The sequence below is a fragment of the Mesorhizobium sp. WSM4850 genome (assembly GCF_055811735.1).
The window spans coordinates 49,844-62,349 of the sequence record NZ_JBVVPV010000005.1 but is presented as its reverse complement, the minus strand read 5'-3'; the positions used below and the strand labels follow the sequence as shown (position 1 = coordinate 62,349).

Genomic DNA, 12,506 nt, shown 5'->3' with positions numbered 1-12,506 from the left:
CTGAGGGAGTAATCGATAAAATGGCGAATGAAAACTGGCCCGTTTACGGTGAGATCACCGGCCCTGTCGTGATGATCGGCTTCGGCTCGATCGGACGGGGAACGCTGCCGCTGATCGAGCGCCATTTCAAGTTCGACAAGTCGCGCATGACGGTCATCGACCCACGCGATACCGATCGCAAGCTGCTCGACGAGCGCGACATCACCTTCATGCAGGATGCGGTGACCAGCAAGAACTACAAGAAGCTTTTGACGCCGCTGCTGACCAAAGGCGGTGGCCAGGGCTTTTGCGTCAACCTGTCGGTCGACACCGGCTCGGTGGATTTGATGCGGCTCTGTCGCAAGCTGGGTGTGCTTTACATCGACACCGTCGTCGAGCCATGGCTCGGCTTCTATTTCGACACCAAGGCCGACACCGGCAGCCGCACCAATTACGCGCTGCGCGAATCCATGATCGAAGAAAAGCGCGCGCACCCCGGCGGGGCGACCGCAATCTCCACCTGCGGCGCCAACCCAGGCATGGTCTCGTGGTTCGTCAAGCAGGCGCTGGTCAATCTCGCCACCGATCTTGGCCTCCAATTCTCGGAGCCCGCGCAGCACGATCGCGAAGCTTGGGCCAGGCTGATGAAGAAGGCCGGCGTCAAGGGTATCCACATCGCCGAGCGCGACACACAGCGCACCAAGAAGCCAAAGCCGATGAACGTGTTCTGGAATACCTGGTCGGTCGAAGGCTTCATCTCGGAAGGGCTTCAACCGGCCGAGCTCGGCTGGGGCACGCATGAGACGTGGATGCCGAAGAACGGCAAGAAGCACAAGCATGGCTCGAAGGCCGCAATCTATCTGGAGCAGCCGGGCGCCAACACGCGTGTGCGCAGCTGGTGCCCGACGCCGGGCCCGCAATACGGCTTCCTGGTGACGCACAACGAGTCGATCTCGATCGCCGACTTCTTCACCCTGCGCGGCAAGAAGGGCAAGGTCCAATATCGCCCGACCTGCCACTACGCCTACCATCCCTGCAATGACGCCGTGCTGTCGCTGCACGAAATGTTCGGCGCTGCCGGCAACGCACAACCGGTGCATCACGTGCTCGATGAAAACGAACTGGTCGACGGTGTCGACGAGCTCGGCGTGCTGCTCTACGGCCACGACAAGAACGCCTATTGGTACGGCTCGCAGCTGTCGCTGGTGGAGGCGCGCAAGCTGGCGCCTTATCAGAACGCGACGGGCATGCAGGTCACCTCGGCAGTGCTGGCGGGCATGGTCTGGGCGCTGGAAAATCCCGAGGCCGGCATCGTCGAGGCGGACGAGATGGACTACAGGCGCTGCCTGGAAGTGCAGTCGCCCTATCTCGGGCCGATCAAGGGCTATTACACCGACTGGACGCCGCTCGACAACCGCCCTGGGCTGTTCCCGGAAGACCTCGACAAAAACGACCCATGGCAATTCCGCAACATCCTCGTTCGATAGTTCAACATCCTCGTTCGAAAGCAATGTCTCACTGCCTTGCAATCGTCTGGAAATCGGGCGATTGAAGGAAGGCGGCCTGGAGCGACGTGCATCCATTTGGACGCACAAAGTACGCTCTGGTGGTTCGAGTGTACGCATCGTGCTTTCCGAAAAATCGCATCGATTTTCGGGCCAATGCGAGAGGAGAGGATCTTGATGATGACGATTGCGCGCAAATTGCTTTCGGCCGGCATTGTCGCGGCCGCTGCCGCCTTGGCGGCGTGCACCACCGCCGGCCCGGGCGGGCCACCATCGGCCACGCGGAGTCCGGTCGAAGGCTCATGGATCGACGCGCAGGGCACGGGCCTGTCGACCTTCACCGGCGGCAGCTTCAAGACCGTCGCCACCGACACCGGCCAGAAGCTTGCCGACGGCAGCTACGCCATGACCGGCGGCACCTCGGTCCAAATCCAGGGCACTTCGCTGATCCGCCAGACGCCGATCAGCTTCAACTGCTTGTTGATCTCCACCTCGCAGCTTAATTGCACCAGCGTGAGCGGGCAGAACTTTGTGCTGACGCGACGCACCTGAGCCCATACTGAATGCTTTTGCAAAGGACGGCGGCTTGAGGCCGCCGTCTTTTTGTGCCGGCAAAGCTGGGCCCGATTCCGCTTGCATCGGCTAAAACGCGATGTGAACATTGGCGAAAAGCCGGCTGTTATGTTCCAGTCGAGCAAGGGCATAAACAGGTCATCCGGGAGACGAAGATGAAGAAGACCGCCGCCATTGCCGCCCTGTCGGCGTCTACGCTTGGCCTTTCGACCGGCATGTCCTTTGCCGACTACACGCTGAACATCCTGCACATCAACGACTGGCACAGCCGCATCGAAAGCAACAACAAATATGAATCGACCTGCTCGGCCGAAGAGGAGACCAAGGGCGAGTGCATCGGCGGCGCGGCGCGGCTGATCACCGCGATCATCCAGGAGCGCAAGAAGCTGGAAGGCCAGAACGTGCTGTTGCTCAGTGCCGGCGACAATTTCCAGGGTTCGCTCTTCTACACGACCTACAAGGGCAAGACCGAAGGCGAATTCCTCAACCAGATGAAATTCGACGCCATGGCGGTCGGCAATCACGAGTTCGACGACGGCGAGGCGGCGCTGGCGCCGTTCCTGGACATGATCAAGTTTCCGGTGCTCGGCGCCAACGTGAAGGCCAACGCGCAATCCAAGCTCGGTGACCGCGTGAAACCGTCTGTTGTGATCGAGGTCGGCGGCCAGAAGATCGGCGTCGTCGGCGCGGTCACCAACGACACGCCGGAACTCACTTCGCCAGGCCCTAACGTCACGATCGAGGACGACGTCAAGTTGATCACGTCAGAGGTCGAGAAGCTGAAGGGAGAAGGCGTCAACAAGATCATCGCGGTCACCCATATCGGCTACAAGCGCGAGCGCGACGTCATCGCCAAGATCCCGGGTGTCGACGTGGTGGTCGGCGGCCACAGCCATTCGCTGCTGTCCAACACCGACCCCAAGGCTGAAGGCCCCTACCCGACGATGGTCGACAATCCGGACGGCTACAAGGTGCCGGTCGTCCAGGCGGCGTCCTTTTCGAAATATCTCGGCGAGTTCAAGGTCGTGTTCGACGACAACGGCGTCGTCAAGCAAGCCAGCGGAGACCCGATCTACCTCGACAAGTCGATCACGCCGGATTCCGCCGTGCTTGCCCGCATCAAGGAGCTTGGCGCGCCGATCGAGGCGTTGAAGAACAAGGAGGTCGCCGAGACCACGAAGGCGATCGACGGCAGCCGTGAGAACTGCCGCACCCGCGAGTGCGAGATAGGCAATCTTGTCTCCGATGCCGTCCTCGACCGCGTCAAGGACCAGGGTGTGCAGATCGTCGTCACGAATGGCGGCGGCCTGCGCGCTTCGATCGACCAGGGCACCGTCACTATGGGCGAGGTGCTGAACGTGCTGCCGTTCCAGAACACAGTGGCGACCTTCCAGATTTCCGGCAGGGATCTGGTTGCCGGGCTGGAGAACGGTCTCAGCCAGATCGAGGACGGCGCCGGACGCTTCCCGCAGGTTGCCGGCCTGAAGTATTCATTCGACAAATCGGCCGCCCCGAATGCCGGGCGCGTCAAGTCGGTCGAAGTCATGCAAGGCGGCGCGTGGACCACGATCAATCCGGATAAGGATTACCTGGTCGCCACCAACAACTTTGTGCGCCAGGGCGGCGACGGCTATAGGGTCTTCGCCGACAAGGCCAAGAACGCCTACGATTACGGTCCGGGCCTCGAACAGGTGGTCGCCGATTATCTCGGCGCGCATCGGCCCTATACGCCGAAGCTCGATGGCCGCATCACCGAAATCACGGCCGCCGCCGCCGCGGAACCGGCCGAGGCTCCCGCTCCGGCCGAGCCCGCAAAACCAGCAGAAACGGCTCCAGCCGCAGCTGCGGACCCGGCGATGCCCGAACCGCCGGCGGGTTCGGACGATATAGCCACGACACCGCCAGCCGTGCCGGCGGAACCCGCCCCGGCAACGCCGGCGCCTGCCGAGCCGGCCAAGCCAGCCGAGGCGGCACCGGCGCCTGCGGCGGAACCGGCAAAGCCGGCCGAGGCAACGCCGGCCGAAAGCAGCCATGTGATCGTTGCCGGCGATACCTATTGGGACCTGGCGGAAAAGGCCTATGGCGATGGCGCCAGGTGGAAAACGATCTCCGATGCCAACAAGGACTACGAGCCGCGCCGCCTTCCCGTCGGCGCAACCTTGACCATCCCGGCCGCAAACTGAATTCTTCGGTCATCGTTGGAAAACCCGTCCGGCTAACTGGGCGGGTTTTTCTGCTTTCGCTGATAAGGTGCGGCCAGACGCTGCATTGAAAACCGGCGCGGCATCGCTAGTTTCGCGCAGTGTCCGGAGACCCGTTATGACGCTTTCTAACCCTGCCGATCGAAAAGCCGCGAAGGTCGTCGGCCCACTGCCGGCAGGACAGCCGCCGGTCGGGGCGGGCAGGATCGGCGTCATGCTGGTTAATCTCGGCACGCCCGACGGCACCGAATTCAAGCCGATGTGGCGCTATCTCAGGGAATTCCTGTCCGATCCGCGCGTCATCGAGCTCAACAAGGCGATCTGGTATCCGATCCTCTACGGGCTGGTACTCACCACGCGGCCGAAGAAGTCGGGCGCCAACTATGCGAGAATCTGGAATCGGCAGCGCAACGAGTCGCCGCTGCGCACCTACACCCGCGCTCAGAGCGAAAAGCTGACCGAGGCGCTGCGCGACCTGCCCGGCGTCAGCGTCGACTGGGCAATGCGTTACGGCAATCCTTCGACCGAGAGCGTCGCCAAAGGGCTGGTCGCGCAGGGCTGCGACCGCATTCTGACTTTTCCGCTTTATCCGCAATATTCCGCGACCACGACCGCGACCGCCAACGACCAGCTGTTTCGCGCGCTGATGAAGATGCGCCGCGCTCCGGCGATCCGCAGCGTGCCGCCCTACTATGCCGAACCGGTCTATATCGAAGCGCTCGCCGCGTCGATTGAGCGCCATCTGGCGAGCCTCGATTTCGAGCCGGAAATGGTCATCGCCTCCTATCACGGCATTCCGAAACCCTATTCCGACAAGGGTGACCCCTATCAGGCCCATTGCCTTGAGACGACCCGGCTGCTGCGGGAAAAGCTCGGCTGGGATGAGAAGAAGCTGATCACCACGTTCCAGTCGCGCTTCGGCGCGCAGGAGTGGCTGCAGCCCTACACCGACAAGACGGTCGAAAAACTGCCCGGAGAAGGCGTGAGATCGATCGCCATCGTCAATCCGGGCTTTTCTGTCGACTGCATCGAGACGCTGGACGAGATCGGCAGGGAGGCGGCCGAGACCTTCCATCATGCCGGCGGCGAAAAGTTCGCGCATATTCCCTGCCTCAACGACAGTGCCGAGGGCATGGCGGTGATCGAGGCGATGGTGCGGCGCGAACTGTCGGGTTGGGTGTGAAGCCGATACAATCGAGCGCCGCCAACCGGCTTTCTATGAACCGGTTATCCACTAACACCTGATTGTAACGTCCCTGAAACACACTTAAGTGTTTGGTGAAGTCGGTCGCGTTGAAACATTTCCGTGACCGGCATCTGAGGGAGAGCCAAATGGATTTCAGTGGTTTCGATATCGCGCTTCTTGTTCTTGTCGCTCTTGTCGTGCTCGTGCTTTTCAAAGGCATCCGGACAATCCCGCAAGGCTACAATTACACCGTCGAACGCTTTGGCCGTTATACCAGGACATTGAGCCCCGGCCTCAACCTCATCGTGCCGTTCGTTGACCGCATCGGCTCCAAATTGAACATGATGGAGCAGGTGCTCGACGTCCCGACGCAGGAGATCATCACCCGCGACAACGCCACCGTCGCCGTCGACGGCGTCGCCTTCTACCAGGTGCTCAACGCGGCGCAGGCCGCCTACCAGGTCGCCGGTCTGGAGAACGCCATCCTCAACCTGACGATGACCAACATCCGTACCGTGATGGGGTCGATGGACCTCGACGAGCTGCTGTCGAACCGCGACGCCATCAACGAACGCCTGCTGCGCGTCGTCGACGAGGCGGCGCATCCCTGGGGCATCAAGATCACCCGCGTCGAGATTAAGGACATCAATCCACCGGCCAATCTCGTCGAATCGATGGGGCGCCAGATGATGGCCGAGCGCAACAAGCGCGCGCAGATCCTCGACGCCGAAGGCCTCAAGCAGTCACAGATCCTGGAAGCCGAGGGCCGCAAGGAAGCCGCCTTCCGCGACGCCGAGGCGCGCGAACGCTCGGCCGAGGCCGAGGCCCGCGCCACGCAAGTGGTGTCGGAAGCGATCGCCAAGGGCGACGTGCAGGCGCTCAACTACTTCGTTGCGCTGAAATACACCGAAGCACTGACCAGGATCGGCTCCGCCACAAACAGTAAGGTCGTGCTGATGCCTATGGAAGCTTCGTCATTGATCGGCACGCTCGGCGGCATCGGCGCGATCGCCAAGGAAGTTTTCGGCAGCGAGGGCACTGCCGGCAGCACGCGGCAGGCTGCACGCCCGCCCGTGGTTCGTCCCAGCGAGACCTGAGGCCATGTTCGAACGCATCATTTCCGAACTCGGCCCCTGGGTTTGGATGGTTCTCGGCTTCGTCCTCCTGGTGATGGAGGTCATCGCACCGGGCATATTCATGCTGTGGATCGGCATCGCCGCGCTGCTGATCGGCGTGGTGTCCCTGCTCATCTGGGACGCGGACTTCTGGACCTGGCAGATCCAGGTTCTCGCCTTCCTGGCGATGTCGCTGGTTTCAACCTATGTCGGCAAGAGACTGGTGGGTGGGCGCGATGATGGCACCGATCAGCCACTGCTCAACCGCCGCGGCGCACAGATGATCGGCAGGATGGCCACCCTGGACGAGCCGATCAGGGACGGCCGCGGCCGCATAAAGCTGGGCGACACGCTATGGCGCATCTCCGGCCCCGACCTGCCGGCCGGCACGCAGGTGCGCGTGACGGGCGCGGCCGACGCCGATCTGGAACTGACGGTCGAGGCGGTCCTGGACTGATCCGACCATCTCGGCGGGCGACTTTTCAAACAGGCCTGATGTCTCTCAGAGACTGTTTCGATTCGCTCTGGCGAGCTCAGGCCGCGCCGATGCGCAGCAGATCGTGCAGATGGACAAGTCCGACCGGCCGTCTGCCTTCGACAACCATCAGGCTGGAGATGGTCGAACTGTTGATCGTCTGCAGCGCGGTCGCCACCAGCGTATCCGGTCCGGCCGTCTTCGGCTCCTTGGTCATGACCTGATCGACGCTCATCGCCAGAAGATTGCTGCCGATGTGGCGCCTGATGTCGCCGTCGGTGATGATGCCGATCAGCGCACCATCCGCAGCGGTTATCGCCACACAGCCAAACCCCTTGCGCGACAATTCGAGGATCGCTTCTTGCATTCCAGTGCCGGAAGGCACCAGCGGCAGCCTGTCGCCGACATGCATGATCTCGCGGATCTGCGTCAGATTGGCGCCAAGTTGCCCACCGGGATGGAAGGTGCGGAAATGATCCGGCGTGAAGCCGCGCGCTTCGAGCAGCGCGATGGCCAGTGCATCGCCGATCACCAGTTGCAGCAGCGTCGATGTCGTCGGCGCCAGGCCGTGCGGGCAGGCTTCCGACGCACGCGGCAGCAAAAGCACCACATCGGCCGCCCGCGCCAGCGCCGATCGCTCTCCGGCAGTGACTGCGATCAGCGGAATCGAGAAGCGCCTGGAATAGGCGATGATGCCCTTGAGCTCGCGGCTCTCGCCCGACCACGATATGGCGATGATGGCGTCGTCCCTGGCGATCATGCCGAGGTCGCCATGATTGGCTTCGGCAGAATGGACGAAGAAAGCCGGCGTGCCGGTCGAGGCGAGCGTCGCCGCGATCTTTGAGCCGATATGGCCGCTCTTGCCGACGCCGGTGACGATGACGCGGCCAGCGATATGCGACACAATATCGACGGCGCGCGCGAACGGTTCGGTCAATCCGTTTTCGAGCGCGGCCGCCAGCGCCGCGACACCGGCCTGCTCGGTCGCTACCGTTCTAAGCGCCGAGGCGATCGAAGCCTGCCCATCGAGCCGCTTCTTGTCTGGGGATCCCGCATGCATGGCTGATGCGATTAGCGCTTTGCTGCGCGCCTGTCCAACGGAATTGCCATCCGTCAGCCGTCAAGTGGGCTTTGATCGACCGCCGCCTCAACCCGACGTTAACCATCCCCGTTTACGGTTCGGTAAGTATGGCGCGCGTGCGCCGCGCAAGCAGTGGTAGCGATGTCCGGGGCCCCGCCTGAAAAGAAAAGAAGACGAAACGGCAAGGCGGTCTGCGCCTTGCTGCTGGCGACCAGCGTCTTCGCCTTGCTGCGGCCTGCGCAGCCCTATGCCCAGGTAACCGAGCTGCGCGGCGAGGTTTCGGAATCGGCGATTCTGGACGACCAGCAGCGCAAAACCAGGCAATTGAGCATCGCCCAGGATCAGACGGCGCAGGCCGGTGCAACCACCCAGAGCACTGCGCCGACGCCCGCCTATCAGCCGGCCAGCCCGGGCGCCGTGCAGGACGACGACGCGGCACCCGCGACCGGCAGCATTTTTGATCCGCCGGAAGCAACCGACGATCCGTTTGCGGACGCCCCCGTTCCCGTCCCGCCGCGCCGGCCATCGAGCGCAACCCAGGGCGCAGCCGATCAGGACGAAGCCGCCGAGACACAGGCCGCCACCGCGGCGACGGCCCCGACGGATGACGAGGACACCGCCGAGACGGACCCAATCAATTCCCGTGCCGTGACTATCGATTCCGCCGACAGGCAGCAACTCGATCCGGGCGCCGAGCGCGCCGAAGCCATCGAAGGCCGGGACAGGAGGGCCGAGGACGATCCGTTCGCCGCCACCGGTATCAAACTCGGCTCCTTCGTGATCAGGCCGACGCTCGAGCAAGGCCTGAAGGCCTCATCGAATGCCGATTCAAGCAGCGAAGGAAAGCCGGCCCTGCTGTCGGAAACGACGCTGCGCTTCAACGCGATCTCCGACTGGCGGGAGAATTCGGCTATCGTCGACGGCTACGGGACCTTTCTCAAGACCCTATCGGGCGACGAGGTTGAGGAGGCGCGCGGCCGTGTCGAAGGCACGCTCAATGTCGACTTCGACAACGATCTGCGCGCTATCGCCAAGCTCGGTTACGAGGCGGCGCCGGAATCGGCTTCCTCGCCGGTCGTCATCGAAGGCACCGCCGAGCAGCCGGTGCGCCAGACCATTGATGGCAGCCTGGCGGTCGAGAAGGATGCCGGCAAGATGCGCTTCGCCCTGACCGGCGCAGTCGAACACGACATCTACGGCGACGCCAGGCTTTCGACGGGCGGAACGCTGTCGCAGAAAGACCGCGATTCGACGCTCTATACCGCCACCTTGCGCACCGGCTATGAGATTTCGCCCGCCATCACCCCTTTCACCGAGGTCGAAATCGGCCGCCGGGTCTATGATTTGCGGGTCGACAGCAATGGTTTCGAACGATCCTCGACGCGGCTTGGGGTTCGGGCCGGCGCCGAGCTCGACCTCGGCGAGAAGCTTGCCGGCGAGTTCTCGGCCGGCTGGCTGCGCGAGGCGATCGACGATGACCGCCTGCCGGCAATTTCGGGCGCCACGGTGAACGCCGACCTCAGATGGTCGCCGCAACGCGGCACCACGATCGGCCTCACCGGGCAGACGATCGTCGAGGGCACGACAACCGCCGACGAAAGCGGCACCATCCTTTACTCCGGCCTCCTCACCGCCGAGCGGGAAATCCGTGCCAACCTGATCGGCAACGCAGCTCTCGGCGTAGACTGGCGCGACTACATCGGGTCGGACGGCCAGGATCTGACGCTGAGCGCCGAGGCCGGACTGACATGGTGGCTGAACCGATATGCCGGACTGACCACCCGCGCCAGAACTGAAAAACAGACCAGCAACATCGAGGGCCGCGACTACACCGCCCACAGCATCTTTGTCGGGGTGACGCTGCAGCCGTAAACCAAGCCGCCGCGCACCCTCGGTTCAGGCCCGAGGGCATGCTTTTGCGCCGCATGCATTAGCCCGGGGGTTAGAACGCCGCGCCCCGCTGCTCTGACGGTTTCATCTCGTCGAGAAGCTTGCTGATAACGCCCGCCATGCGTCCGTTCATGTCGCTGCGCCACAGCGCGAAGGCGACGTTGGCCTCGACAAAGCCTTCCGGCGATCCGCAATCGAAGGTGCGCCCTCGGTAGTGGCAGCCATAGAAGGGCTGCTGCTTCTCCAGCTTCAGCATCGCATCGGTGAGTTGTATCTCGTTGCCGGCGCCCTTCTCCTGGCCTTCGAGTATCCCAAATATCTCCGGCTGCAGGATGTAGCGCCCGTTGATGTATAGGTTGGAGGGTGCCGTGCCGGTCTTCGGCTTTTCCACCATGCCGGTAATGCGGAAACCGTGATGCGTATCCTCGCCGCGGCCGACGATGCCGTATTTATGGGCCTCGGCGGGGTCGCATTCCTGAACCGCGACGATGTTGTTGCCGGTCTCGGCATAAAGCTCGACCATCTCCTTCATGCAGCTTTTTTCGGACTGCATGATCATATCGGGCAAAAGCAGCGCGAAGGGCTCGTCGCCGACCAGCTCGCGGGCACACCAGACGGCATGGCCAAGGCCAAGCGGCACCTGCTGGCGGGTGAAGCTGGTCTGCCCTGGCGAAGGTTGCAGCCGCTGCAGGCGGGCGAGCTCGTCGTCCTTGCCGCGTTGGGCAAGCGTGTCATAGAGTTCGAACTGAACGTCGAAATGGTCCTCGATGACCGCCTTGTTGCGTCCGGTCACGAAGATGAAATGCTCGATGCCGGCTTCGCGTGCCTCGTCGACCACATACTGGATGACAGGCCTGTCGACGACGGTCAGCATTTCCTTGGGTATGGCCTTGGTGGCCGGGAGGAAACGCGTGCCGAGGCCAGCGACCGGGAAAACTGCCTTGCGAACTCTCTTCATGCTGTCAAATATCCGCTTCTAAGGCTGTTCGGCAATCCCGCTTCAAGACATTTTCGTGCCGGAATCTGGGATTATGGAACGGCTGGTCAGAAAAAATCTGTAGTCCGTAAAGCACCAACCCGCCTTTTCGTTCCCAACGGCACCTATGGTAAACTAAATGCTAACCGGGTTAGGCGATGAATGATCTTCCTGTGATGAAGAAGGAGGAAAAGATGTCCGTTCGCGACGCCGCAAAGCGCTTCACCAGCATCGTTGCGGCCGCCAGCCTTTCGCTTGCCTTGCTGATGCCCACCGGATCGGCTTTTGCCGACACCGGTTTCCGGCAATGGGTGGCGAGCTTCCGCGCCACCGCGGTGCGGAGCGGCGTTTCCGGCGCCGTTTACGACCGCGCATTCGAGGGCATCAGCGATGCCGACCCGGTCGTGCTGGAAAAAGCGCGTTATCAACCCGAATTCACCGCGCCCGCCTGGGACTATTTCGATAACCGCGTCCATGACCAGTCGGTCGCTGTTGGCAAGCAGATGGCCAGGAAGTGGAAGCCGTGGCTGGACAGGATCGAGGCAAGATACGGCGTCGACCGTCACATCCTGCTGGCGATCTGGTCGATGGAATCGAACTACGGCGAAATCCTCAAGCGCGACGATGTCATGCGCAATGTCGTGCGTTCACTGGCAACGCTTGGCTATGCTGATTCGAGACGATCGAAGTTTGCCCGCACACAGTTGATCGCGGCGCTGAAAATCCTGCAAAGGGGCGACATCGATAAAAGCCACCTCAGTGGCTCATGGGCCGGCGCCATGGGCCATACCCAGTTCATTCCCACCAGCTACCAGGCCTATGCGGTCGACATGGACGGCGACGGCAAGCGCGACATCTGGAATTCGATTCCCGATGCATTGGCAACGGCCGCCAATCTGCTCAGGAAGAACGGCTGGCAGGCCGGCAAGACCTGGGGCTATGAAGTCAGCCTTCCCGACGGAAAGAAGTTCCCGGCCGGATCGAAGTCGTTGTCGCAATGGCAAGCGCTGGGTGTCACGCGTGCCAACGGCAAGCCGTTCAAGAGTGGGGAGAAGGCCACGCTGAAGGTGCCAGGCGGCCGTGGCGGCCCGGCTTTCCTGATGGTCAAGAATTTTTCGGTCATCAAGCGTTACAACAATGCCGACAAATATGCGGTTGCCGTTGGCCTTCTTGCCGACGAAATCGCAGGTTATGGTGGGCTTGTGCAGGACTGGAAGCGGCCTTTCACGAAGCTCTCCTTCGAGGAGAGGCAGGAGCTTCAGCAACGGCTTTCCCAGTACGGCTACTATGACGGCAAGTTCGACGGCAAGATCGGCGAGGGATCGAAAGCCGCCATCATGGCCTTCCAGGCGAAGGCTGGCTTGACCCAGGACGGACATCCGAGCATGGAAGTGCTCAAATGGCTCAGGCAGAACTAGCTTCGCATAGGGCAGACCTGGAGCATCGGACAAATCCGATGCTCAACTTAAGGTAGAGCGGCGGCACGGTTGTATCAGAGTCCGGCGCTCTTTAGGGATGGAGACGG

General features: G+C 62.3%; 10 protein-coding genes. 8 read left to right on the top strand and 2 right to left on the bottom strand.

What is annotated here, in order from left to right; genetic code table 11:
* The first annotated feature begins 20 nt into the window (after nucleotides 1-20).
* The 6 genes from AC0L2Z_RS08380 (at nucleotide 21) to AC0L2Z_RS08355 (ending at nucleotide 7,016) form a co-directional block, all read left to right on the top strand.
* Nucleotides 21-1,466: a homospermidine synthase gene (locus AC0L2Z_RS08380; RefSeq protein WP_473627495.1), complete on the top strand. Its 1,446-nt coding sequence runs from the start codon at nucleotides 21-23 to the stop codon at nucleotides 1,464-1,466.
* Nucleotides 1,467-1,664: 198 nt separating this feature from the next.
* A complete protein-coding gene (omp10, locus tag AC0L2Z_RS08375) occupies nucleotides 1,665-2,036 on the top strand; it encodes an outer membrane lipoprotein Omp10 (RefSeq protein WP_473627577.1) in 372 nt (123 codons plus the stop codon).
* 176 nt (nucleotides 2,037-2,212) lie between these two features.
* Nucleotides 2,213-4,240, top strand: a complete 2,028-nt coding sequence (locus AC0L2Z_RS08370) for a bifunctional metallophosphatase/5'-nucleotidase (protein WP_128170929.1) — start codon at nucleotides 2,213-2,215, stop codon at nucleotides 4,238-4,240.
* Nucleotides 4,241-4,376: 136 nt separating this feature from the next.
* Nucleotides 4,377-5,441, top strand: a complete 1,065-nt coding sequence (gene hemH, locus AC0L2Z_RS08365; RefSeq protein ID WP_473627493.1) for a ferrochelatase — start codon at nucleotides 4,377-4,379, stop codon at nucleotides 5,439-5,441.
* A gap of 149 nt (nucleotides 5,442-5,590) precedes the next feature.
* Nucleotides 5,591-6,541: an SPFH domain-containing protein gene (locus AC0L2Z_RS08360; protein WP_023798066.1), complete on the top strand. Its 951-nt coding sequence runs from the start codon at nucleotides 5,591-5,593 to the stop codon at nucleotides 6,539-6,541.
* Nucleotides 6,542-6,545: 4 nt separating this feature from the next.
* Complete coding sequence (locus AC0L2Z_RS08355) at nucleotides 6,546-7,016, top strand: NfeD family protein (RefSeq protein ID WP_023798067.1); 471 nt, start codon at nucleotides 6,546-6,548, stop codon at nucleotides 7,014-7,016.
* Nucleotides 7,017-7,092: 76 nt separating this feature from the next.
* Here AC0L2Z_RS08355 and AC0L2Z_RS08350 read toward each other — a convergent pair whose 3' ends face one another.
* Nucleotides 7,093-8,094 (bottom strand): KpsF/GutQ family sugar-phosphate isomerase, encoded by a 1,002-nt coding sequence (locus AC0L2Z_RS08350; protein ID WP_023798068.1) that lies wholly within the window; start codon nucleotides 8,092-8,094, stop codon nucleotides 7,093-7,095.
* Between the two features lie 162 nt (nucleotides 8,095-8,256).
* Between AC0L2Z_RS08350 and AC0L2Z_RS08345 the strand changes: the two genes are divergently transcribed.
* Nucleotides 8,257-9,987 carry an outer membrane beta-barrel protein gene (locus AC0L2Z_RS08345; protein ID WP_128247071.1) on the top strand — a complete coding sequence of 577 codons (1,731 nt, stop codon included), beginning with the start codon at nucleotides 8,257-8,259 and terminating at the stop codon, nucleotides 9,985-9,987.
* Nucleotides 9,988-10,057: 70 nt separating this feature from the next.
* Here AC0L2Z_RS08345 and galU read toward each other — a convergent pair whose 3' ends face one another.
* Nucleotides 10,058-10,963, bottom strand: a complete 906-nt coding sequence (gene galU / locus AC0L2Z_RS08340; RefSeq protein WP_023798070.1) for a UTP--glucose-1-phosphate uridylyltransferase GalU — start codon at nucleotides 10,961-10,963, stop codon at nucleotides 10,058-10,060.
* 212 nt (nucleotides 10,964-11,175) lie between these two features.
* Here galU and AC0L2Z_RS08335 point away from each other — a divergent pair, with 212 nt between their 5' ends.
* The gene (locus AC0L2Z_RS08335) at nucleotides 11,176-12,399 is read left to right on the top strand and encodes a lytic murein transglycosylase (RefSeq protein WP_128247070.1); all 1,224 of its coding nucleotides are present in this window, start codon (nucleotides 11,176-11,178) and stop codon (nucleotides 12,397-12,399) included.
* Nucleotides 12,400-12,506: the final 107 nt, after the last annotated feature.

Coding starts and splice junctions, on each gene's coding strand:
- AC0L2Z_RS08360 (WP_023798066.1), top strand. CDS start 5,591: ATGGATTTCAGTGGTTTCGATATCGCGCTTCTTGTTCTTGTCGCTCTT.
- AC0L2Z_RS08355 (WP_023798067.1), top strand. CDS start 6,546: ATGTTCGAACGCATCATTTCCGAACTCGGCCCCTGGGTTTGGATGGTT.
- omp10 (WP_473627577.1), top strand. CDS start 1,665: ATGACGATTGCGCGCAAATTGCTTTCGGCCGGCATTGTCGCGGCCGCT.
- AC0L2Z_RS08335 (WP_128247070.1), top strand. CDS start 11,176: ATGTCCGTTCGCGACGCCGCAAAGCGCTTCACCAGCATCGTTGCGGCC.
- AC0L2Z_RS08380 (WP_473627495.1), top strand. CDS start 21: ATGGCGAATGAAAACTGGCCCGTTTACGGTGAGATCACCGGCCCTGTC.
- galU (WP_023798070.1), bottom strand. CDS start 10,963: ATGAAGAGAGTTCGCAAGGCAGTTTTCCCGGTCGCTGGCCTCGGCACG.
- AC0L2Z_RS08345 (WP_128247071.1), top strand. CDS start 8,257: ATGTCCGGGGCCCCGCCTGAAAAGAAAAGAAGACGAAACGGCAAGGCG.
- AC0L2Z_RS08370 (WP_128170929.1), top strand. CDS start 2,213: ATGAAGAAGACCGCCGCCATTGCCGCCCTGTCGGCGTCTACGCTTGGC.
- AC0L2Z_RS08350 (WP_023798068.1), bottom strand. CDS start 8,094: ATGCATGCGGGATCCCCAGACAAGAAGCGGCTCGATGGGCAGGCTTCG.
- hemH (WP_473627493.1), top strand. CDS start 4,377: ATGACGCTTTCTAACCCTGCCGATCGAAAAGCCGCGAAGGTCGTCGGC.